This window comes from Myxococcus sp. SDU36, from assembly GCF_030168875.1.
Lineage (GTDB): Bacteria > Myxococcota > Myxococcia > Myxococcales > Myxococcaceae > Myxococcus > Myxococcus vastator.
The window spans coordinates 1786811-1813228 of record NZ_CP077414.1 but is presented as its reverse complement, the minus strand read 5'-3'; the positions used below and the strand labels follow the sequence as shown (position 1 = coordinate 1813228).

Genomic DNA, 26418 nt, shown 5'->3' with positions numbered 1-26418 from the left:
CAGCGTGTTCACGAAGAAGCCAATCAGCCCCTCCGTCTCAGCTCGCGTCCGGTTCGCTATCGCCGTCCCGACGCTCACGTCCTCCTGCCTCGCGTACCTCGACAGCACCACCTGGAAGGCCGCCAGCAGCACCATGAAGGGCGTCGCATTCTCCTGCTGCGCCAACCCCTTCACTCCCTCCCACAGCCCCCTCGGCCACTCCAATCCTCGCGTGTCCCCTCGGTACGTCTGGACCGCCGGCCTCACCTTGTCCGTCGGCAACTCCAGCGCCGCGGGTGCACCAGCCAGCTGCTTCCTCCAGTACCCCAGCTGCTCCTCCAGCACCTCCCCCTTCAGCCACTCTCGCTGCCACACCGCGTAGTCCGCGTACTGCACCTCCAGCTCAGAAAGCGGTGACTCGCGCCCCTGCGAATACGCCTCGTACAGCGCCACCAGCTCCCTCACCAGCACGCCCATCGACCACCCGTCCGACACGATGTGGTGCATCACCAGCACCAGCACGTGCGCCGCATCCCCCTCCTTCAGCAGCGTCGCCCTCAGCAGCGGGCCCACCTCCAGGTTGAACGGACGAAGTGCCTCTTGCTCCACGAGGCGTTTCGTTTCCGGTCCTCCTTCACCGCCGTCCGGAGTTCCGCGCTCCACGACTTCCAACCGCGTCGTTGCAGTGTCGGAGACAAGCTGGACAGGCATCCCGTTCTGAGCACGGAAGGTGGTTCGCAACGATTCGTGTCGACGAACCAGTTCATCAAAGCTACGGCGCAATGCTCCAACGTCGAGGACGCCGGTGAGCCTCACTGCAACCGGCACGTTGTAGAAGGCGCTGCCGGGTTCCAGTTGGTCGAGGAACCACAGCCGCTGCTGAGCGAACGATAGCGGCAAGGCCCCCTGGCGCTGTGCTCGCTTCAGTGGCGGCGCCTGGCGCACCGAGCCCCTCACCTGCGCGTGGTCCAGCCGAAGAGCCAGTTTCTCCACCGTCGGCGATTCGAAGACGTCCCTCAGGGGCAGTTCCACCTGGAAGGATTCGCGGACGCGCGACACCAACTGCGTGGCCAGCAATGAGTGGCCGCCCAGTTCGAAGAAGTCTTCGTCGATGCTGACTCGTTCGACGTTCAGCACCTCGGTGAAGATGGACGCCAGCTTCTGCTCGGACGCGGTGCGAGGCGCCTCGAAGTGCGCTGGCTTCAGACCTTGGGCCTCTGGGACTGGCAGTGCCTTGCGGTCCACCTTCCCGTTGGGCGTCAGCGGCAGTGACGCCAGCACCACATACGCCGACGGCACCATGTACTCCGGCAGCCGCTGCTTCACGTGGCTTCGCAGCGCGCCCGCGTCCAGCGAGGCACCCTCCTGCGCCGTGACGTAGGCCACCAACCGCTTTCCTTCACTCCCGTCCTCGCGAACCACCACGACGGCTTCGTTGACGCCACTGTGCTGGGCCAGCGCCGCTTCCACTTCGCCCAGCTCAATGCGGTAACCACGCACCTTCACCTGCGCGTCCGCTCGGCCCAGGAACTCCAACGTCCCGTTCCCCAGCCACCGCACCACGTCCCCGGTGCGGTACAGCCGCTCTCCGTCGCCGTATGGACTCGGAACGAAGCGCTCCGCCGTCAACTCCGGGCGTCCCACGTACCCCACCGCCAGCCCGTCTCCGCCCACGTACAGCTCACCGGGCACGCACACCGGCACTGGACGCATTGCACCGTCCAGCACGTAGGCCACCGTGTTCTTCACCGGCCGGCCGATGGACACCGAAGCGCCCACTTCCTCCGGCCTCTCCATCCGGTACGTGCTGGAGAACGTCGTGTTCTCCGTCGGGCCGTACCCGTTGATGAGCACGCCGCCCGCCGCCAGCCGCTCCTTCACGCGCGACACCGGCAGCGCGTCGCCACCCGCCAGCAACTGACGGACGTTGGCCAGGGCCTTCGGCTGCCGCGCCTGCATCTGCTCGAAGAGCGCCGCCGTCAGCCACAGCGATGTCACCCTTGAAGACTCCAGCTTCCGGCCCAACTCCTCCAGCGACGGCGTGCCCGCTGGGTACACCACCAGCTTTGCCCCGTGCAGCAGGGCGCCCCACACCTCCAACGTCGATGCGTCGAAGGAGATGGGCGCCAGTTGCAGCCATACTTCCTCCGGCCCGAAGTGCGCGAAGTCCGTCCCCAGCACCAGGCGAGACACCGCCCGATGCGGCACCCCCACGCCCTTCGGCTTCCCCGTGCTTCCCGACGTGAACATCACGTACGCCAGGTTGCCCCCGTCCACGGTGGCGACGGGCGTGCTCTCCGGCTGCAAAGCAATCTGCGCGTCCCACTCCGTGTCCACGCACACCACCAACTCACCACCCGCGGCCACCTCGTCCGCCAGCTTCTCCTGCGCCACCAGCAGCGCGACGCGGGCATCTCCCTTCATCCACGCCAGCCGCTCCAGCGGGTAGCTGGCATCGAGAGGCACGTACACGCCTCCTGCCTTCAAGATGCCCAACACGCTCACCACCAACTCCAGCGAGCGCTCCACGCACAAACCCACCCGCACCTCGGGCCCCACACCCATGCCCCTCAGGTGGTGTGCCAACTGGTTCGCACGCCGGTTCAGCTCCGCGTACGTCAACCGCTGGTCCTCGTACTCCACCGCCACCGCGTCCGGCGTCTGTTGCGCTTGCGCTTCGAACAACCGCGCCAGCGACTCCTCCCGTGGGTAGTGCGCAGCCGTCCCGCTCCACGTCTGCACCAACTGCTGCTCCTCATGGTCCATCAGCGGCAGTTCCCACAGCCGCTTCTCCGGCTCGGCGACGGCGGCCTCCAACAGCACCTTCAAGTGTCCGAGCATCCGGTCCATCGTCCCGGCTTCGAACAGGTCGCTGTCGTAGTTGACCATCGCCATGACGCCGTCCTTCACCTCCTCCATCACCAGAGACAGGTCGAACTTCGACGTCCGCCCCTCCGACTCCACGCCGGAGAGCCTCAGGCCGTCTCCGAGCTTCACCTCCGTCACGGGCGTGTTCTGCAGCGTCAGCGTCACCTGGAACAGCGGGCTGCGACTCAAGTCACGCTCGGGCTGAAGCTCCTCCACCAGCTTCTCGAACGGCACGTCCTGGTGCGCATACGCGCCGAGCGTCACCTCTCGCACCTGGGCGAGCAACTCACGGAAGCTCGATGCCGGAGACACCTTCGTCCGTAGCACCAGCATGTTCGTGAAGAAGCCGATCAGCCCTTCCGTCTCGCCATGCGTGCGCCCTGCGATGGGGGACCCCACGCACACGTCCTCCTGCCTCGCGTACTTGGACAGCACCACCTGGAAGGCCGCGAGCAGCACCATGAACGGCGTTGCGCCTTCACGCTGTGCCAGGGCCTTCACCCGCTCCCACAGGGGGAGAGACCATGCCTGGTCAAGATGACCTCCTCGGAAGGTCTGCACCGCGGGCCGCGGTTTATCCGTCGGCAACTCCAACGATTGAGGCGCCCCATCCAGCTGTCGCTTCCAGTATGCGAGCTGCGACTCCAGCACCTCGCCCTTCAGCCACTCCCGTTGCCACAGCGCGTAGTCCGGGTACTGCACTGCCAGTTCCGGTAGCGGTGAGGGACGCCCCTGCGAGAACGCCTCATAGAGCGCGGTCACGTCCCGCACGAGGACGCCCATGGACCACCCATCAGACACGATGTGATGTGTCACCAGGATCAGCACGTGCTCCTGCTCGGACAGCTTCAGGAGCGTCACGCGCAGCAAAGGACCCCGTTCGAGCTCGAACGGCTGGTGTGCCTCCTGTTCGACCAGGCGAGTGACCTCCGCCGTGCGGACAGCCTCCACCAATGACTCCAGCCCCACGCGTCGGAAGGCCAGCACCGGCTCGGCGGCGATGACTTGAACGGGCTTTCCATCACGGGCGCTGAACGTCGTCCGCAGCGATTCGTGGCGCCGCACGAGCTCCACGAAGCTCCGCTCGAGCACCTCGGCGTGGAGCGGTCCCTCTACCCGAAGGACGGCCGGCACGTTGTAGGAGGCGCTCCCTCGCGCCATCTGATCCAGGAGCCACAGCCGTTGCTGCGCGAACGACGGAGGCAACACCCGGCTTCCATCCGCTCGTGGCTTCAGAGGCGGAGCGGTGACCGACGCCCCCGTGCGAACGGCATGGTCAACCCGCTCGGCCAGAGCCGACAGCGTGGGAGCCTCGAACAGTTCACGGAGCGGCAGCTCGGTTTGGAAGGTGCTCCGAACCCGCGAAACCACCTGCGTTGCCAACAATGAGTGTCCGCCCAGCTCGAAGAAATCGTCCTTCGCCCCTACCCGCTCCACACCCAGCACCTGCGAGAAGATCCCAGCGATCAACTCCTCTGTCGGAGTGCGCGGCGCCACATAATCGGGACCTGAGGTGCCCAGCATCGCCACCGGCGCGGGCAGCGCCTTGCGGTCCACCTTGCCGTTCGGCGTCAGCGGCAGTGACTCCAGCACCATATACAGCGACGGCACCATGTACTCCGGCAACCGCTGCTTCATGTGGCTCCGCAGCGCACCCGCGTCCAGCGAGGCAGCGTCCCGGGCCGTGACGTAGGCCACCAGGCGCTTGCCTTCACCACCGTCCTCTCGGGCCACCACCACCGCTTCGTTGACGCCACTGTGCTGGGCCAACGCCGCTTCCACTTCGCCCAGCTCAATGCGGTAACCACGCACCTTCACCTGCGCGTCCGCTCGGCCCAGGAACTCCAACGTCCCGTTCCCCAGCCACCGCACCACGTCGCCCGTCCGGTACAGCCGCTCTCCGTCGCCGTATGGGCTGGGAACGAAGCGCTCCGCCGTCAACTCCGGACGCCCCACGTACCCCACCGCCAGCCCGTCTCCGCCCACGTACAGCTCACCGGGCACTCCCACCGGCACTGGACGCATTGCACCGTCCAGCACGTAGGCCACCGTGTTCTTCACCGGCCGGCCAATGGACACCGAAGTGCCCACTTCCTCCGGGCTCTCCATCCGGTACGTGCTGGAGAACGTCGTGTTCTCCGTTGGGCCGTACCCGTTGATGAGTACACCGCCTGTCGTGAGCCGCTCGTTCACGCGCGACGCCGGCAGGACGTCCCCTCCCGCGAGCACCTGCTTCACCTTGGCCAAGGCCTGCGACTGCCGCGCCTGCATCTGCTCGAAGAGCGCCGCCGTCAGCCACAGCGATGTCACGCCTGAAGACTCCAGCTTCCGGCCCAACTCCTCCAGCGACGGCGTGCCCGCTGGGTACACCACCAGCTTTGCCCCGTGCAGCAGGGCGCCCCACACCTCCAACGTCGATGCGTCGAAGGAGATGGGCGCCAGTTGCAGCCATACTTCCTCCGGCCCGAAGTGCGCGAAGTCCGTCCCCAGCACCAGGCGAGACACCGCCCGATGCGGCACCCCCACGCCCTTCGGCTTCCCCGTGCTTCCCGACGTGAACATCACATACGCCAAGTTTCCGCCGCCCACGTTGGCCACGGGCGTGCTCTCCGGCTGCAAGGCAATCTGCGCCTCCCACTCCGTGTCCACGCACACCACCAACTCGCCACCCGCGGCCACCTCGTCCGCCAGCTTCTCCTGCGCCACCAGCAGCGCGACGCGTGCCTCTCCCTTCATCCACTCCAGCCGCTCCAGCGGGTAGCTGGCATCCAGCGGGACGTACACGCCTCCCGCCTTCAGGATGCCCAGCACGCTCACCACCAACTCCAGTGAGCGCTCCACGCACAGCCCCACCCGCACCTCGGGCCCCACGCCCATTCCCTTCAGGTGGTGCGCCAACTGGTTCGCACGCCGGTTCAGCTCCGCGTACGTCAACCGCTGGTCCTCGTACTCCACCGCCACCGCGTCCGGCGTCCGCTGCACCTGCTCCTCGAAGAGGACACTCAGGCTCGCATCGCGAGGATACGTAGTCGCCGTCCCGCTCCACTCCTTCACCAACCGCTGCTGCTCCTCACTGCCCATCAGCGGCAGCTCGGCCAACCGCGACTCAGGCCGAGCGACGGCGGCATCCAACAACACCCGCAGGTGCTCTAGCAGCCGCTCCATCGTCTCGGCTTCGAACAGGTCGCTGTTGAACTCAAGCGCGCCCGACAGCCCTCCCGCGCTCGACTCTCCCAAGCCCAGCGTCACGTCAAACTTCGACGTCTTCCCGGACGACTCCGCCGCCTCCAGCTTCAGCCCCGGCAGGCTCACCGCCCCGCCCGGCGCGTTCTGCAGCACCAACATCACCTGGAACAGCGGGCTGCGGCTCAAGTCCCGCTCCGGCTGCAGCTCCTCCACCAGCCTCTCGAAGGGCACTTCCTGGTGCGCGTACGCACCCAGCGTCACTTCGCGCACCTGCGCCAGCAACTCCCGGAAGCTCGCTGTCGGTGACACCTTCGTCCGCAGCACCAGCGTGTTCACGAAGAAGCCAATCAGCCCCTCCGTCTCAGCTCGCGTCCTGTTCGCTATCGCCGTCCCGACGCTCACGTCCTCCTGCCTCGCGTACCTCGACAGCACCACCTGGAAGGCCGCCAGCAGCACCATGAAGGGCGTCGCATTCTCCCGCTGCGCCAACCCCTTCACTCCCTCCCACAGCCCCCTCGGCCACTCCAATCCTCGCGTGTCCCCTCGGTACGTCTGGACCGCCGGCCTCACCTTGTCCGTCGGCAACTCCAGCGCCGCGGGCGCACCAGCCAGCTGCTTCCTCCAGTACCCCAGCTGCTCTTCCAGCACCTCCCCCTTCAGCCACTCTCGCTGCCACACCGCGTAGTCCGCGTACTGCACCTCCAGCTCGGAAAGCGGTGACTCCCTCCCCTGCGAGTACGCCTCGTACAGCGCCACCAGCTCCCTCACCAGCACGCCCATCGACCACCCGTCCGACACGATGTGGTGCATCACCAGCACCAACACGTGCGCTTCCTCCCCCTCCTTCAGCAGCGTCGCCCTCAGCAACGGGCCCACCTCCAGGTTGAACGGGCGCTGAACCTCCTCTTCGATCCAGCTCCGGACCGCGGATTCGCGCTCCGTTTCCAACTCGCTGAAGTCGAGCTGCTGGAAAGGCCGCAGCGGCTCCGTTGCGATGACCTGTACGGGTTCACCGCCACTGACACGGAACGTCGTGCGCAAGGACTCGTGCCGCCGTACGAGTTCACCGAAGCTGGCCTCCAACGCGGTCGTTCGCAGACGCCCAGTCAACTTCACCACCGAGGGGACGTTGTAGAACGGGCTGCCTGGCTCCAACTGGTCGAGGAACCACAATCGCTGCTGCGCGAATGACAGCGGCAGCGCATCGCTCCGAGCCGCGCGCGTCAGGGGTGGTGCTCGGACCGCGGCCTCTTCCGTCCCGCGTGAAGCGTCGATCCGTTCAGCCAGCTTCCCCACGGTGGAGGATTCGAAGATGTCTCGTAGCGGGAGCTCTACTTGGAGTTCCTCCCTCACTCGCGACACCAACTGCGTGGCCAGCAGTGAGTGTCCGCCCAGTTCGAAGAAGTCCCCCTCCAGTCCGACGCGCTCGACGTTCAGAACCTCGGTGAAGATAGCGGCCAGCGTCTTCTCGGTCGCCGTTCGAGGCGCCTCGAAGTGCGCCGTCTTCGGACCTTGTGCATCCGGCGCAGGCAGTGCCTTGCGGTCCACCTTCCCATTGGGCGTCAGCGGCAGTGACTCCAGCACCACATACAGCGACGGCACCATGTACTCCGGCAGCCGCTGCTTCATGTGGCTCCGCAGCGCACTGCCCTCCAGCTCCGCGCCCTCTTGCGCGGTCACATACGCAACCAGTCGCTTGCCCTCGCCGTCCTCGCGGGCCACCACCACCGCTTCGTTGACGCCACTGTGCTGGGCCAACGCCGCTTCCACTTCGCCCAGCTCAATGCGGTAACCACGCACCTTCACCTGCGCGTCCGCTCGGCCCAGAAACGCCAACGTCCCGTTCCCCAGCCACCGCACCACGTCGCCCGTCCGGTACAGCCGCTCTCCGTCGCCGTACGGGTTCGGAACGAAGCGCTCCGCCGTCAACTCCGGGCGGCCCACGTACCCCACCGCCAGCCCATCTCCGCCCACGTACAGCTCGCCGGGCACGCTCACCGGTACTGGACGCATCCCCGCGTCCAGCACGTAGGCCACCGTGTTCTTCACCGGCCGGCCGATGGACACCGAGGCCCCAACCTCCTCCGGCCTCTCCATCCGGTACGTGCTGGAGAACGTCGTGTTCTCCGTCGGGCCGTACCCATTGATGAGCACGCCACCTGCCGCCAGTCGCTCCTTCACGCGCGACACCGGCAGCGCGTCGCCGCCCGCCAGCAACTGACGGACTTTGGCCAGGGCCTTCGGCTGCCGCGCCTGCATCTGCTCGAACAGCGCCGCCGTCAGCCACAGCGACGTCACGCTTGAAGACTCCAGCTTCCGGCCCAACTCCTCTAGGGACGGAGTCCCCGCCGGGTACACCACCAGCTTCGAGCCGTGCAGCAGCGCGCCCCACACCTCCAGCGTCGATGCGTCGAAGGAAATGGGCGCCAGTTGCAGCCATACTTCCTCCGGCCCGAAGTGCGCGAAGTCCGTTCCCAGCACCAGGCGTGACACCGCTCGGTGCGGCACCCCCACGCCCTTCGGCTTCCCCGTGCTTCCCGACGTGAACATCACATACGCCAGGTTTCCGCCGCCCACGTTGGCCACGGGCGTGCTCTCCGGCTGCAAGGCAATCTGCGCCTCCCACTCCGTGTCCACGCACACCACCAGCTCGCCACCCGCGGCCACCTCGTCCGCCAGCTTCTCCTGCGCCACCAGCAGCGCGACGCGTGCCTCTCCCTTCATCCACTCCAGCCGCTCCAGCGGGTAGCTCGCATCCAGCGGGACGTACACGCCTCCCGCCTTCAAAATGCCCAGCACGCTCACCACCAGCTCCAGTGAGCGCTCCACGCACAGCCCCACCCGCACCTCGGGCCCCACGCCCATGGCCCTCAGGTGGTGCGCCAACTGGTTGGCGCGGCGATTCAACTCCGCGTACGTCAGCCGCTGGTCCTCGTACTCCACCGCCACCGCGTCCGGCGTCCGCTGCACCTGCTCCTCGAAGAGGACACTCAGGCTCGCATCGCGAGGATACGTCGTCGCCGTCCCGCTCCACTCCTTCACCAACCGCTGCTGCTCCTCACTGCCCATCAATGGCAGTTCAAGCAGCCGCTTCTCCGGCCCAGCGATAACCGTCTCCAGCAGGGTCCGCAGATGCTGGAGCAGCCGGCGCACCGTCTCTACTTCGAACAAATCGGTGTTGTAGTTCGCCGCCACCACCAGGCCATCCGGCACCTCCTCCACCACCAGTGACAGGTCGAACTTCGACGTCCGCCCCTCCGAGTCCATGCCGGAAAGCGTGAGTCCGTCCCCGAGCGCCACCTCCGTCCCAGGCGTGTTCTGCAGCGTCAGCGTCACCTGGAACAGCGGACTCCGGCTCAGGTCACGCTCGGGCTGGAGTTCCTCCACCAGCTTCTCGAACGGCACGTCCTGGTGCGCATACGCCCCCAGCGTCACCTCCCGTACCTGAGCGAGCAGCTCACGGAAGTTCGACGCCGGAGACACCTTCGTCCGCAGCACCAGCATGTTCGCGAAGAAGCCAATCAGCCCCTCCGTCTCTCCTTGCGTGCGCCCCGCGATGGGAGCCCCCACGCACACGTCCTCCTGCCCCGCATACTTGGACAGCACCACCTGGAAAGCCGCCAGCAACACCATGAACGGCGTCGCACCTTCGCGCCGGCCGAGCGCCTCCATGTCGCGCCAGAGTGCCTTGGGCCACACCTCGTGCCGCAGCGCTCCGCCATACGTCTGGACGGCGGGCCTCGTCTTGTCGGTCGGCAGCTCCAGCGCCGCGGGCGCTCCTTCCAGACGTTGCTTCCAGTACCCGAGCTGCGCCTCCAGCACCTCGCCCTTCAGCCACTCGCGCTGCCAGACCGCGTAGTCCGGGTACTGCACCGGCAGTTCCGGCAGGGGGGATGGACGGCCCTGGGAGAAGGCCTCGTACAGCGCCGCGACTTCTCGCACGAGGACGCCCATTGACCAGCCGTCGGACACGATGTGGTGCGTCATCAGCACCAGGACATGCTCCCGCTCGCCGAGCCGAAGCAGCGTGGTCCGCAGCAACGGCCCCTGGGCCAGCTCGAACGGCCGAAGTGCCTCAATGTCCGCTCGGCGCCGTGCCTCCTGCTCCGCGTCAGGCAGCCCGCTCAGGTCCTCGACCGTGAACGCCACCTGCCCCGCGGGTGCGATGACCTGCACGGGCGACCCGCCGTCGGCGCGGAAGGTCGTCCGCAGGGATTCATGGCGACGAACCAGCGCGTCGAAGCTGCGCTCCAGCGCGAGCACGTCGAGCGGCCCCGACAGCTTCACCACCGCCGGCACGTTATAGAAAGCACTCCCCGGCGCGAACTGCTCCAGGAACCACAAGCGCTGCTGTGCGAACGACAGCGGCAGGACGCTCGTCCGTCCCGCCCGCGGCTTCAACGGAGGCGCGGCGAAGCCCGCTCCGGCGCGTACCCAGCGGTCCACCCGCTCGGCGAGCGCGGCCACCGTGGGTGCCTCGAAGAGGTCTCTCAATGGCAGCTCGACACCGAAGGCGCCACGAATCCGGGAGATGGCCTGCGTCGCCAGCAGCGAGTGCCCTCCCAGTTCAAAGAAGCCACTGTGGACCCCAACACGGTCGAGCCCCAGCACCTCGGAGAACAGCCCCGCCACCAGCGCTTCCGTGGCCGTGCGCGGCGCGACGAACGCCTCGGTGTCCACGGCCTGGAAGTCCGGCGCCGGCAGCGCCTTGCGGTTCACCTTGCCGTTGGGCGTCAACGGCAGCGCCTCCAGGATTACCAACGCCTGCGGCACCATGTACTCGGGCAGCGTCTGGCCCAGGAAGTCACGAAGCGCGTCGGCCTCCAGCGTGTGGCCCGGCTTCGATACGGCGTAGCCCACCAGGCGCTTGCCCTCCGTCCCGCGCTCGTGAGCCACCACGACCGACTCACGCACCGAGGGGTGCCGCTCCAGCGCCGCTTCCACCTCACCCAGCTCCACGCGGTAGCCGCGGACCTTGAGCTGGTCATCCATGCGGCCCAGGAACTCCACCCGGCCATCCGCGAGCAGCCGAGCCCGGTCTCCCGTCCGGTACATCCGCGCCCCCGGCTCGTCCGAGTACGCATCCGGCACGAAGCGCTCGGCGGTCAGGTCCGCCCGGCCCAGGTAGCCGCGGCCCACGGTCCTTCCACTGATGCACAGCTCCCCCGGGACACCCACGGGCACCGGGCGCAGGTACGCATCCAGCACGTAGACGCGCGCGTTCGGGATCGGCCGCCCCAGCGGCACCGACGCCGACACACGGCCCCGCGGTCCACGCGCCACCAAGAGCGTGAGCACACCCACGGTCGTCTCGGAGGGCCCGTAGTGGTTGAACACCACCAGGTCCGGTGACAGTTCATGCACCCGGTCCATCAGCGCCCAATCCGAGACGTCACCGCCCAGCACCAGGCGCTGGCGTGGCAATACCCGCTCGGGCTCCCCAGAGGCCAGGAGCGCCTGCAAGTGCGCGGGGACGATCTTCAGGCAGTCCACGGCCTCGCGCTCGAAGAGCGAGGCCAGGGCGGCCGGGTCCGACGCGCCCTCGCGAGACACGAGGTGCAGCGCGCCGCCTCGGCAGAGCGTCGGGAAGACAGCGGTGTGTCCCAGGTCCGCCGCCAGCGTGGACACGGAGGCAAACGACGCGCCTCCCGGCAGGTCCAACCGGCGCGTGACGCCGTCTACGTAGTGCACCAGTTGCCGGTGCTCGATGGCCACGCCCTTCGGCCGCCCCGTGGAGCCAGACGTGAAGATGACGTAGGCAAGGTTCTCCGGCGCCGCCACGGGCTCCGGGTTGCGCTCGCTCCGTTCCGACAGAGAAGACGCGTCCGCATCCAGGCGGACCACCCCGCCCGCGTCCCAGCGCAGCACCTCCGCCAGGGCCGCCTGCGTGACCAGCGCGCGGGCCCCCGCGTCCGCGAGCACGCTTCGGATGCGCTCGGCCGGGAACGTGACGTCCAGCGGCACATAGGCCCCACCCGCCTTGAGAATGCCCCACAGGCCCACCAGGGCACTGGCCGAGCGGTCCAGGTACAAGCCCACGGGAACATCCGGACCGACGCCCAGCGAACGCAGGTGGTGCGCCAGTTGGTTGGCCCGCCGATTCAGCGCGTCGTAGGTCAGCCGCGAGTCTTCCGCGACGACCGCGAGCGCTTCAGGCGTCTTCGCGGCCTGCGCCTCGAAGAGGGCCTGGATGGTGTCGGGAACGAAGTCGGTGCGGGTGTCGTTCCACTCCACGAGCAGCCGGCGCTGCTCCTCTGTGCCCAGCAGCGGAAGCTCGCCCAACCGAGCATCCGGCGTCTGGACCGCGGCCTCCAGCAACACGCGCAGATGGCCCGTCAGCCGGTCCATCGTCTCGGGCTCGAAGAGGTCGCTGTTGTACACGGTGCTGACTGACAACCCCTGCGGTGTCTCGGTCAGCTCCAGGGTGAGGTCGAACTTCGACGTGCGCGAGTCACCGTCCATTCCCGCGAGCGTCAGGCCCGGCAGGTGCAACTCCACGGTGGGCGTGTTCTGCAGGATGAACATCACCTGGAAGAGTGGGCTGCGGCTCAAGTCGCGCTCTGGCTTGAGCTCCTCCACCAGTCGCTCGAAGGGGATGTCCTGGTGCGCATACGCGCCGAGCGTCCGTTCGCGGACCTGCGCCAACAGCTCCCGGAACGTGGGGTTTCCGGCGAGTCGCGCACGAAGGACGAGCGTGTTGATGAAGAAGCCAATCAGCCCCTCCGTCTCGGCCCGGGTGCGGTTGGCGATGGGCGAGCCCACACAAACGTCGTCCTGCCCCGAGTAGCGCGACAGTACCGTCTGGAACGCCGCGAGCAGCACCATGAATGGCGTGGCGCCTTCACGATGCGCGAGCACCTTGACCGACTCCCACAGGTCGCGCGGCCACTGCACATCCCGGCTGGCGCCACGGAACGTCTGCACCGCGGGGCGCGGCTTGTCCGTGGGAAACTCCAGCGCCTGCGAGGCCCCCTGGAGCTGCTCCTTCCACCAGGCGAGCTGTGACGCCAGGACCTCTCCCTGGAGCCACTCGCGCTGCCACACCGCGTAGTCCGCGTACTGGAGCGGAAGCTCCGGCAGCGGCGACGGCAGGCCCTGCGAGCACGCCTCATACAACGCGGCGACCTCGCGGACGAGCACGCCCATGGACCAGCCGTCCGACACGATGTGGTGCATCACCAGCACCAGCACGTGCTCCTGCTCGGACAGCTTCAGCAATACCGTGCGCAGCAATGGGCCGCGCGTCAGGCTGAACGGAAGCGCTGCCTCTTCGGCGATCAGGCGCTGGGCTTCCAGGGTTCTTTCAGCCTCGGACAAACCGCTCAGGTCCACCGCGCGCAGCTGGACTTCCGACTCCGCTGCGATGATCTGAACCGGCGCGCCACCACTGCTCTGGAAGGTCGTGCGCAGCGACTCGTGCCGGAGCACCAGCGCCTTGAAGGCTTGCTCCAGCGCGTCCACCCGCACTGTCCCCGTCAGCTTCACCGCGATGGGGATGTTGTAGGACGAGCTGCCCGGCTCCAACTGGTCGAGGAACCACAGGCGCTGCTGCGCGAACGACAGCGGCAACGGCCCGGTTCGCTCGACTCGCGTCGGCGGCGGCACATGCAGAACCTGTACGCTTTTCGCTGCCGTATCGAGCCGCTGGGCGAGCTTCTCTACCGTGGGCGCCTCGAAGACGTCCCGTAGAGGCAATTCGACGTGGAAGGCCTCGCGAACGCGCGAGACCAACTGCGTGGCCAGCAGCGAGTGCCCGCCCAGTTCGAAGAAGTCCCCGTCGAGCCCGACGCGCTCGACGTTCAGCACCTCTGTGAAGATAGCGGCCAGCTTCTGTTCGGTCGCGGTTCGAGGTGTCTCGAAGTGCGCCGTCTTCGGACCTTCGGCCTCCGGGGCTGGCAGTGCCTTGCGGTCCACCTTGCCGTTGGGCGTCAGCGGCAGCGCCTCCAGCACCACGTACGCCGACGGCACCATGTACTCCGGCAGCCGCTGCTTCACGTGGCTTCGCAGCGCACTGCCCTCCAGCTCCGCGCCCTCTTGCGCGGTCACATACGCCACCAGTCGCTTGCCCTCCCCGTCCTCGCGGGCCACCACCACCGCTTCGTTGACGCCACTGTGCTGGGCCAGCGCTGCTTCCACTTCGCCCAGCTCAATGCGGTAACCGCGCACCTTCACCTGCGCGTCCGCTCGGCCCAGGAACTCCAACGTCCCGTTCCCCAGCCACCGCACCACGTCGCCCGTCCGGTACAGCCGCTCTCCGTCGCCGTATGGGCTCGGAACGAAGCGCTCCGCCGTCAACTCCGGGCGTCCCACGTACCCCACTGCCAGCCCGTCTCCGCCCACGTACAGCTCGCCAGGCACTCCCACCGGCACTGGACGCATTGCACCGTCCAGCACGTAGGCCACCGTGTTCTTCACCGGACGGCCGATGGACACCGAAGCGCCCACTTCCTCCAGCCTCTCCATCCGGTACGTGCTGGAGAACGTCGTGTTCTCCGTCGGGCCGTACCCGTTGATGAGCAGGCCACCTGCCGCTAGCCGCTCCTTCACGCGCGACACCGGCAGCGCGTCGCCACCGGCCAGCAACTGACGGACGTTGGCCAGGGCCTTCGGCTGCCGCGCCTGCATCTGCTCGAACAGCGCCGCCGTCAGCCACAGCGACGTCACGCTTGAAGACTCCAGCTTCCGGCCCAACTCCTCCAGCGACGGCGTGCCCGCTGGGTACACCACCAGCTTTGCCCCGTGCAGCAGCGCGCCCCACACCTCCAGCGTCGATGCGTCGAAGGAGATGGGCGCCAGTTGCAGCCACACCTCCTCCGGCCCGAAGTGCGCGAAGTCCGTCCCCAGCACCAGGCGTGACACTGCTCGGTGCGGCACCCCCACGCCCTTCGGCTTCCCCGTGCTTCCCGACGTGAACATCACATACGCCAGGTTTCCGCCGCCCACGCTGGCGACGGGCGTGCTCTCCGGCTGCAAGGCAATCTGCGTGTCCCACTCCGTGTCCACGCACACCACCAACTCGCCACCCGCGGCCACCTCGTCCGCCAGCTTCTCCTGTGCCACCAGCAGCGCGACGCGTGCCTCATGCTTCATCCACGCCAGCCGCTCCAGCGGGTAGCTCGCATCCAGCGGGACGTACACGCCTCCCGCCTTCAAAATGCCCAGCACGCTCACCACCAACTCCAGGGAGCGCTCCACGCACAGCCCCACCCGCACCTCGGGCCCCACGCCCATGCCCTTCAGGTGATGTGCCAACTGGTTCGCGCGACGGTTCAGCTCCGCGTACGTCAGCCGCTGGGCCTCGTACTCCACCGCCACCGCGTCCGGCGTCCGCTGAACCTGCTCCTCGAAGAGGACACTCAGGCTCGCATCGCGAGGATACGCAGTCGCCGTCCCGCTCCACTCCTTCACCAATCGCTGCCGCTCTTCGCTCTCCATCAGCGGCAAATCGAGCAGCCGGGTCTCTGGCGCACTCACAGCGGCGTCCAGGAACACTCGCAGGTGCCCCAGTAGCCGCTCCATCGTCGCGGCCTCGAACAGGTCGCTGTTGTAGTTCACCGCCACGGAGAACCCGTGCGGCACCTCTTCCGCGAGCAGTGACAAATCGAACTTCGAGGTCTTCTCCTCGGCGTCGACGCCCGTCAGCGTCAACTCCCGCAGTTGGACCTCGGAGAAAGGCGTGTTCTGCAGCGTCAGCGTCACCTGGAACAACGGGCTCCGGCTCAGGTCACGCTCGGGATGAAGCTCCTCCACCAGCTTCTCGAACGGCACGTCCTGGTGCGCATACGCCCCCAGCGTCACTTCGCGGACCTGTGCCAACAGTTCCCGGAAGCTCAACGCCGGGGACACCTTCGTCCGCAGCACCAACGTGTTGACGAAGAAGCCAATCAGCCCCTCCGTCTCCTCGCGCGTGCGGCCCGCGATGGGCGAGCCCACGCTCACGTCGTCCTGCCCCGAGTAGCGCGACAGCACCGCCTGAAAGGCCGCGAGCAGCACCATGAACGGTGTCGCGCCCTCCCTCTGCCCGAGCGCCTTCACCGCGGCCCATCGCTCGGAGGGCCAGAGCGCCTCCTGCATGCCCCCGCGGAACGTCTGCGTCGCCGGGCGAGGCTTGTCCGTGGGCAACGCCAACGCACTCGGCGCTCCAGCGAGCTGCTGTCGCCAGTATCCGAGCTGCGCCTCCAACACGTCGTCTGCCAGCCACGCGTGCTGCCAGACGGCGAAATCACCGTACTGAAGAGGAAGGTCCGGCAACGGGGAGCGCTGTCCCTGGGACAGCGACTCGTAGAGCGCGGCCACCTCGCGCACGAGGATGCCCATGGACCATTCGTCCGACACGATGTGGTGCATCACCAGCACCAGCACATGCTCCCGCTCTCGCAGCTGTAGCAGCGTGGCCCGCAGCAATGGCCCCTTCTTCAGGTCGAAGGGCCGCTGGGCTTCGTCTTCAGCCCAGCGCTTCGCGGCGGCATCACGCTCGGCGTCCTCCAGCGCTTCCAGGGACACCACGGCGAAGGCAAGCGTCGGCTCGGCCGAGATGACCTGCACCGGAGTTCCACCCTCGGCGCGGAAGGTCGTCCGCAGGGGCTCATGGCGGCGTACCAGCTCCTCGAAGCTCCACTCCAGCGCGCGCGGGTCCAACGGGCCCGTCAACTTCACCACCGCGGACACGTTGTAGAACGCGCTCCCCGGCTGGAGCTGATCCAGGAACCACAGTCGCTGCTGCGCGAACGACAAAGGCAGCTCACGGGCGTGCGGCACCGCCGGGCTTCGAAGCACAGGCAGCTCGGCCCCAGACCGCTTCGCCTGATCGATGCGACGCGCCAGCTCCGCCACCGTGGGCGCCTCGAACAACTCCCGCAGCGCGAGCTCCACCCGGAAGGCCGAACGCACCCTCGAGACGAACTGCGTCGCGAGGAGCGAGTGGCCCCCCAGTTCGAAGAAGCCGTCGTGGATGCCTACACGCTCCACGCCCAGCACACGGCTGAAGAATCCGCAGAGCAGCTCTTCCGTCGGGGTGCGCGGTGCGACGTACTGTCGCTCGCTGACGTCCACGTCTGGCGCCGGCAGCGCCTTGCGGTCCACCTTCCCGCTAGGCAGCAGCGGCAGCGACTCCAAGACGACGAACCACGAAGGCACCATCGCCGGAGGCAGACGCTCCCCCAGGAAGGCCCGCAGCGCCGCGGCCTCCACGGCTCCTGACGCATCCGCTGGCACCACGTAGGCCACGAGCCGCGTCTCGTCCGAAGCCTCCTTCCGCGCGACCACCACGGCGACGTGGACGGCCGGGTGCTCCGCCAGCACCGCTTCCACCTCGCCGGGTTCGACGCGGTGCCCCCGCATCTTCACCTGCGTGTCCACGCGGCCCAGGAACTCCAGCGAGCCTCCCGAGCGCCACCGCACCTGGTCACCCGTGCGGTAGAGCCGGGCGCCCGGCGCACGTCCAAAGGCGTCCGGCACGAAGCGCTCCGCCGTCAGGTCCGCCCGGCCCACGTAGCCGCGAGCCAGGCCATCTCCACCGACGAAGAGTTCGCCCGGGACGCCCACCGGGACTGGCTGGCCCTGTACATCCAGGACGTAGGCCTGGGTGTTCGCGATGGGCCGGCCAATGGGCGCGAAGGGGCCTTCGCCCAGGTCGCCGCCCAGCCACGCCGTGGCATCGACCGTGGTCTCGGTCGGTCCGTACGCATTGATGACGGTCGTGGACGGCAGCCGCGCCCGGGCCTGGTGAACGAGCTCCACCGGCAGCGCCTCGCCCCCGGACACCAGCACCCTCAGGCCCGAGGCTCGCGCCACATCTTCATGCGCCAACAAGACGCGCAGCTGTGACGGAACCAACTGGAGCACCGTGACCCGCAGGCGTTCCAACGCGGCCAGCAGCACCTCGGTGTCGCTCTCGGCATCGGGCGGTGCGATGACCAGCCGAGCGCCGGAGACCAGCGTGGCCAGCAGCTCGGGCACCGAGGCGTCGAAGCCAGCAGAGGCCTTCTGCAACACCCGGTCTCCCGTGCCCAGCTTCAACGCGGCGATGAACCACGCCGTGTGTCGAGCCAGTGCGCGGTGGGAGACGAGCACGCCCTTGGGACGTCCCGTGGACCCCGAGGTGAAGAGCACGTAGGCGGCGTTGTCCGCCACCGCACTCGCACGCCAAGGCTCAGCAGCGACTGCCCCAAGGTCATCCTCGAGCAACACCACGGGCATCGAGGCCGCGGGCACCACGTCCCGCAGCGCCCGCTGAGTGACGAGCACCGCGGGCGCCGCGTCCTCCAGGATGCGCGCCAATCGCTCACGGGGAGCCTCCGGCTCCAGCGGCACCCAGGCCCCACCGGCCTCCAGGATGGCGAGCAGCCCCACCACCAGCTCCGGCGAGCGGCGCGCGCAGAGACCCACTCGGACCTCGGGGCCCACACCCAGCCGCCGCAAATGCGCCGCCAGCACGTGGCTGCGCGCCATCAACTCCGCGAAGGTGAGCTGCCCACCCTCCCACGCGAGCGCCACCGTCTCCGGGATGCGCATCGCGAGGTTCGCCAACTGCACATGCACGGGCGTATCGCGCGGATACTCCGCCGCTGTGTCGTTCCATTCGACCAGGAGCTGGTGCCGCTCCTGAGGAGAGAGCAGCGGCAGCTCGGACAAACGGCGGTCCGGGGAGGCCACGGCAGCCGCCAACAGCGTGAGCCAGTGCGCGGCCATGCCCTGGATGGTGGCCGGCTCGAAGAGGTCCGCGTTGTATTCGAAGACGCCGGAGAAGCCCTCCGGCAGGTCCTCCAACGCCAGCGTCAGGAAGAACTTCGCGGCGCCGATCTCCGTGTCCATCGCGCTCATCGACAGCCCGGGCACGAGCGCCTCCGGCACAGGCGTGTTCTGCAGGGAGAACATCACCTGGAACAGCGGCGAGTGGCTGAGGGTGCGCTCCGGCTGGAGCTCTTCCACGAGCTGCTCGAAGGGAACGTCCTGATGCGCATAGGCGCCCAGCGCCGCGTCCTTCACCTCGCGGAGCAGCGTGAGGAACGGCTTCTCCGCGGACGGACGTGCCCGCAGCGCCAGGGTGTTGACGAAGAAGCCGATGAGCCCTTCCGTCTCCGCCCGGTTGCGTCCGGCGACGGGCGTTCCCACCACCAGGTCGTCCTGGCCCGAGTACCGGGCCAACAAGGCCTGGAAGCCCGCCAGCAGCACCATGAACGGCGTCGCGCCATGCCGCTGCGCCAGCGCCTTCACGCCTGAGGACAGCGCCGGAGGGAGGCTCACCGGGAGATTCGCGCCCCGGAACGTCTGCACCGCGGGCAGCGGCCTGTCCGTGGGAATCGAGAGGACCTGAGGGGCTCCTTCGAGCTGCTGACGCCACCAGTCCAGTTGCCGCTGAAGCGCGCCACTCTCCAGCCAGGCGCGCTGCCACGAGGAGAAGTCACCGTATTGCACGTCCAGTTCGGGCAGCGGCGACGGCTGTCCTTCGCGGAAGGCGCCGTAGAGGCCCGCGAGTTCCCGGACGATGACGCCCATGGACCACCCGTCCGAGACGATGTGGTGCATGTTCGCCAGGAGCACATGCTCCGCCTCGGAGCGCTTCAGCAACCGCGTGCGAAGCAACGGTCCACTGGTGAGGTCGAATCCGCGGAGGGCCTCCTCACGCAGCAGTCGATGGACCTCCGCCTCGGCCGCGTCGGACGAGAGCGACGACAGGTCCACCACCGGCAGGGCGTTCACCGCCTGCTGGGAGACGATCTGCACGGGCGTCCCGCCCTCTGTGCGGAACGTCGTTCGGAGGACTTCATGACGGCGCACCAACTCACAGAGCGCGCGCTCCAGTGCGTCCACCGTCAGAGCGCCCGAGAGCCGGATGGCCAAGGGGATGTTGTAGACGGGGCTCCCTGGCTCCAGCTGTTCGAGGAACCACAGTCGCTGCTGCGCGAATGACAGCGGCAGTGCTCCCAACCGTGGCACTCGCTTCAAGGGCGGTGCGTGAAGGGCTGAAGCCCCCGCCTGCACTTCCTCCAACCTAAGGGCCAGTTTCTCCACCGTCGGAGACTCGAATACGTCTCTCAGGGGGAGTTCCACCTGGAAGGACTCGCGGACGCGCGACACCAACTGCGTTGCCAGCAGCGAGTGCCCGCCCAGTTCGAAGAAGTCCCCGTCGAGCCCGACGCGCTCGACGTTCAGCACCTCGGTGAAGATGGACGCCAGCTTCTGTTCGGTCGCGGTTCGAGGTGCCTCGAAGTGCGCCGTCTTCGGACCTTGTGCATCCGGCGCGGGCAGCGCCTTGCGGTCCACCTTCCCGTTGGGCGTCAGTGGCAGTGACGCCAGCACCACATACGCCGACGGCACCATGTACTCCGGCAGCCGCTGCTTCACGTGGCTTCGCAGCGCGCCCGCGTCCAGCGAGGCACCCTCCTGCGCCGTGACGTAGGCCACCAACCGCTTTCCTTCACTCCCGTCCTCGCGAACCACCACCACCGCTTCGTTGACGCCACTGTGCTGGGCCAGCGCCGCTTCCACTTCGCCCAGCTCAATGCGGTAACCACGCACCTTCACCTGCGCGTCCGCTCGGCCCAAGAACTCCAACGTCCCGTTCCCCAGCCACCGCACCACGTCGCCCGTCCGGTACAGCCGCTCTCCGTCGCCGTATGGGCTCGGAACGAAGCGCTCCGCCGTCAACTCCGGGCGTCCCACGTACCCCACTGCCAGCCCGTCTCCGCCCACGTACAGCTCACCGGGCACTCCCACCGGCACTGGACGCATTGCCCCGTCCAGCACGTAGGCCACCGTGTTCTTCACCGGCCGGCCGATGGACACCGAGGCCCCAACCTCCTCCGGCCTCTCCATCCGGTACGTGCTGGAGAACGTCGTGTTCTCCGTTGGGCCGTACCCGTTGATGAGCACGCCGCCCGCTGCCAGTCGCTCCTTCACGCGCGACACCGGCAGCGCGTCGCCGCCCGCCAGCAACTGACGGACACTGGCCAGGGCCTTCGGCTGCCGCGCCTGCATCTGCTCGAAGAGCGCCGCCGTCAGCCACAGCGACGTCACGCCTGAAGACTCCAGCTTCCGGCCCAACTCCTCCAGCGACGGCGTGCCCGCCGGGTACACCACCAGCTTCGAGCCGTGCAGCAGCGCGCCCCATACCTCCAACGTCGATGCGTCGAAGGAAATGGGCGCCAGTTGCAGCCATACCTCCTCCGGCCCGAAGTGCGCGAAGTCCGTCCCCAGCACCAGGCGTGACACTGCTCGGTGCGGCACCCCCACGCCCTTCGGCTTCCCCGTGCTTCCCGACGTGAACATCACATACGCCAGGTTTCCGCCGCCCACGCTGGCGACGGGCGTGCTCTCCGGCTGCAAGGCAATCTGCGCCTCCCACTCCGTGTCCACGCACACCACCAGCTCGCCACCCGCGGCCACCTCGTCCGCCAGCTTCTCCTGCGCCACCAGCAGCGCGACGCGTGCCTCTCCCTTCATCCACTCCAGCCGCTCCAGCGGGTAGCTCGCATCCAGCGGGACGTACACGCCTCCAGCCTTCAGGATGCCCAGCACGCTCACCACCAGCTCCAGCGAGCGCTCCACGCACAGCCCCACCCGCACCTCGGGCCCCACGCCCATTCCCTTCAGGTGGTGCGCCAACTGGTTCGCACGCCGGTTCAGCTCCGCGTACGTCAACCGCTGGTCCTCGTACTCCACCGCCACCGCGTCCGGCGTCCGCTGCACGTGCTCCTCGAAGAGCGCACTCAGGCTCGCATCGCGAGGATACGTAGTCGCCGTCCCGCTCCACTCCTTCACCAACCGCTGCTGCTCCTCACTGCCCATCAATGGCAGCTCAAGCAGCCGCTTCTCCGGCTCGGCGACGGCGGCCTCCAACAGCACCTTCAAGTGTCCGAGCATCCGGTCCATCGTCCCGGCTTCGAACAGGTCGCTGTTGTAGTTCACCATCGCCACGACGCCGTCCGGCACCTCCTCCACCACCAGGGACAGGTCGAACTTCGATGTCTTCTCCTCTGCCGCCAGTCCCTTGAGGGTGATGCCTTTCAGTTGGACTTCGGCGGCGGGGGTGTTCTGAAGCGTCAGCGTCACCTGGAACAACGGGCTCCGGCTCAGGTCGCGCTCGGGATGAAGCTCCTCCACCAGCTTCTCGAATGACACGTCCTGGTGCGCATACGCGCCCAGCGTCACCTCGCGGACCTGCCCCAACAGCGCGCGGAAGCTCAGCGAGGGCGACAGCTTCGAGCGCAGGACCAGCGTGTTGACGAAGAAGCCAATCAGCCCCTCCGTCTCCGAGTGCGAACGCCCCGCGATGGGAGCCCCCACGCTCACGTCGTCCTGCCCCGAGTAGCGCGACAGCACTGTCTGGAACGCGGCCAGCAACACCATGAAGGGCGTCGCGCCCTCGCGCCGGCCGAGCGACTCCACCTCACGCCACAGCGCCTTCGGCCACAGGACATGGAGGTTCGCGCCCCGGAACGTCTGCGCGGCGGGACGCGGTTTGTCCGTGGGCAGCGCCAAGGCCCGCGGCGCGCCAGCGAGCTGCTTCCGCCAGTACGCGAGCTGCGACTCCAGCACCTGCCCCTTGAGCCAATCGCGCTGCCACATCGCGAAGTCCGCGTACTGCACGGACAGCTCGGGCAACCGCGCCGGACGCCCCTGGGACAAGGCCTCGTAGAGCGCGGCCACCTCCCGCACGAGGACGCCCATGGACCAGTAGTCCGACACGATGTGGTGCATCACCAGCACCAGCACGTGCTCCTGTTCGGACACCTTGAGCAGCGCCGTGCGCAGCAAGGGCCCCTGCTCCAGTTGGAACGGACGGCCCACCTCCGCCTCGGTCCGAGCCTTCGCCGCGGCCTCGCGTTCGCCCTCCGGCAACCCGGACAGGTCCACCACCTCCAGCGGCACCTGGGTCTCCGCCGAGATGACCTGAACCGGCGACCCGCCTTCGGCGCGGAACGTGGTGCGCAGCGCCTCATGCCGGCGGACCAACGCCTCGAAGCTTCGTGCCAGCGCACCGACGTCCAGCGCCCCCGCCACGCGCACGGGCGCCCAGAGGTTGTAGGACGTATTCGCCGGGTCGAGCTGCGCCAGGAACCACAGGCGCTGTTGCGCGAATGACAGCGGCGCCGTGCCGCCGCGATCCAGCCGCTTCAGCGGAGGCGCCGGAATGCCCGCGGTCGCCACCGCTCTGGAGATCCGCTCCGCGAGCGCCGCCACCGTGGCCGACTCGAAGACGTCGCGCAGCGGCAGGTCCACCCGGAAGGCTTCACGGACCCGCGCGACCAGTTGCATGGCCAGCAGCGAGTGTCCGCCTACCTCGAAGAAATTGTCGTGCAGCCCCACCGACTCCAGGCGCAGCACCTCCGCCCAGAAGCCCGCGAGCATCTGCTCCACGGGCGTGCGAGGCGCGACGTACGCCTCCCTTCGGGACTCCCTCACCGCCTCCGGCGCGGGGAGCGCCTTGCGGTCCACCTTCCCGTTCGGAAGCAGCGGGAGCCGATCCAGCACCACCACCGCCTGCGGCACCATGAATCGCGGCAGGCGCGACTCCAGGCCCGCGCGCACCTCGCCGCCCTCCAGCACGCGCCCATCACGGGGCACCACGTAGGCCACCAGTCGCTTGTCGCCCGGTGCATCCTCGCGCACCACGACCAGCGCCTCGCGCACGCCCGGCTGCCCGAGCAGCGCCGACTCCACCTCACCAGGCTCGATGCGATGACCGCGCACCTTCACCTGCAAGTCACCCCGGCCCAGGTATTCCAGTACGCCGTCCCGCCGCCAACGCGCCTTGTCGCCGGTGCGGTACAGCCGCGCCCCGTTCCCTTGCGGCGCGGGGACGAACCGCTCCGCGGTCAGCTCCGGCCGGCTGAGATACCCGCGCGCCACACCTTCGCCACCGACGTACAGCTCGCCCACCACGCCCGCGGGGACTGGCTCCAGCTCCCCGTCGAGGACGTAGATGCGGACATTCGTCAGCGGCCGGCCAATGGCCACCTCGCGCCCGGAGTCCTCCGCGTCGGTGGTCAGATCCACGGCCGTGGCCACCGCCGTCACTTCGGTGAGGCCGTACGTGTTCAGCAGAGGAACGGCGCGGCCCACGCGTTGCCGCCACTGCGACACCCGCGTGGGGATGGCGCGCTCGCCGCCAATGACGACCCACTTCAAGCCCGAGGGCAGACGCGCCTTGCCTTCATCCAGGCTCGCCGTCACCTCGTGCCAGAAGGCCGTGGGCAGGTTGAGCTGGGTGATGCCGGCCGCTTCACACCGGGCCAGGAAGACGTCCGGGACGTCCAGCATCTCGGGGGTGCGCAGCACCAGCGTTCCGCCGCGCGTGAGGCACGGGTAGATCTCCTCTGCGCTCGTGTCCCAACTGATGGACGCGAACTGGAGCACCCGGTCGCCCGGCGCCACCGGGCAGACCTGCCACTCCGCGCGAATGAAGCTCACCAACGAGCGGTGCTGCACCACCACGCCCTTCGGCCGCCCCGTGGAGCCTGACGTGTAGAGCACGTACGCCGCGGCTTCCGGTGGCACGACGACGGCCGGCGCGGGCGTCATCCCCTCCGCGTCCGGCGTGAGCGAAGCCACGTCCAACCACACCCGCCCCGGCGCCTCACCCAGCTTCTCGCGGTACGGCTGCCGTGCCACGACCACGAGAGCACCGCTGTCCTCCAGCATGGAGCCCAGCCGCTCCGCTGGATATTCCGGGTCCAGCGGCACGTAGGCGCCACCCGCCTTGAGCACACCCAGCAACGCCGCCAGCAAGTCGACCGAGCGCTCCACGCACACGGCCACCCGGGACTCCAGGCCCACGCCGAGCGTGCGCAGACGCGCCGCCACGAGGTTCGCCCGCGCGTTCAGCTCGCGATACGTCACGGACTCGTCGCCGGACACCACGGCGGTGGCGTCCGGTGTCCGCGCGACCTGCGCTTCGAACAACGCATGGGCACAGGCGTCCGGAGGCAAGGGCTCGTTCACGCCGTTCCACGTCACCAGCAACCGGTGCCGCTCCTCGGCCCGGAGCATCGCCAGCGTCTCCACCGGCCGGTCGGGTGACGTCACCGCCGCGTCGAGCAGCGTCTCCAGATGGCCCAACAGTCCTTCAATGGTGGCCGCGTCGTACAACTCCGCGTTGTACGTGGCCGTCAACGCAAGGCCCTCAGGGCCGCGGGACATCAACAGGGTCAGGTCCAGGTCGGTGCTCGACACCTCCGCGTCGAGCACACGCACGGCCAGCCCTGGCACCTCGCGAAGCGGTGGCGGCGCGTCGACTTCCCCGAAGAGCACCTGGACCATCGGTGTGCGCGTCGGGTCCTGCTCCACACCCAGTGCCTTCAGGAGCGGCTCGAAAGGAACATGCGCGTTCGCGAAGGCCTCCGTCGTGTCCGCCTTCGCGCGGCGCAGCACCTCACGAAAGCCCGGTCTGCCGGAGAGTTCCGCTCGCAGGACCAGCGGCTCGACGAAGAGGCCCACCTGCCCTGTCGTCTCCTGCCGATCCCGGTTCGCAGACGAGGCGCCGATGAGCAGGTCCTTCTGCCCGGTGTAGCGTGAAAGCAGGACCTGGAGCCCGGCGAGCACGGCCATGAACAACGTGGCGCCTTCGGCCTGTGCCAGGGACTCGAGCCGTTCCACCCATGACACGGACAACAGGGCCCCGCGCTGCTCCGCCCTTCCCGTCGCGGAGCGCCGCGGCCGGTCCGTGGGCAGCTCCAGTTCATGCGGCGCGCCGTCCAACCGCTTGCGCCAGAACTCCAGGTGCGCGTCGAGCGCGTCACCGCGGAGCTTTCCCCGCTGCCAGGAAGCATAATCCCCGTACTGGAGCGGCAATGCGGGCAGCGGCGACGGCAGGCCCTGGGCAAAGGCGTCATAGAGCGCCACCACCTCTTGGGTGAGCACGCCCAGGGACACACGGTCGGAGACGAGGTGGTGCACCACCACCAGGAGCACGTGACGCTCCGGTGCCACGCGCAGCAGCACCCCGCGAGCCAGCGGGCCGCGGGACAGGTCGAACGGTGTCTCCAGCTCAAGCTGGATGCGCTGCCGCACGGCGGCTTCGCGCGCCGCCTCCGGAACGTCTTCCAGTCCCTCCACCGTGAGCGGCAGGCGTGCCTGGGAGTCGACGAACTGGACCGGTGTGCCGGAGACCTCGCCGAAGTGTGTGCGCAGCGAATCGTGGCGGCGCGCCACTTCCTGGAGGCTCCGCTCCAGCACGGCCACGTCCAGGCGGCCGGACAGCTCCAGGACCCGCGGCAGGTGGTAGGCCGGCAGCCCGGGTGAGCGCTGTTCCAGGGACCACATCCGCTGCTGGGAGAACGTCAGCGGCAACGCGGGCCGCGGCTTCTTCTCCAACCGCTTCGCGAGCAGCGCGAGCTTCTCCTCGCGCGTGAGCGTGGGCTTCTTGTCCGTCTCGTTCCCCAT

1 protein-coding gene (running past one end of the window) is annotated in these 26418 nt (G+C 68.4%); it reads right to left on the bottom strand.

Translation table 11 applies throughout. From position 1 onward, the window contains the following. On the bottom strand, window positions 1–26418 hold the 5' portion of the coding sequence (locus KGD87_RS07345) for a non-ribosomal peptide synthase/polyketide synthase (RefSeq protein WP_284666763.1). The gene continues 9393 nt to the left of window position 1, outside the view; 26418 of the gene's 35811 nt are visible here — the first part of the coding sequence; it begins with the start codon at window positions 26416–26418; the stop codon falls past the left edge of the window.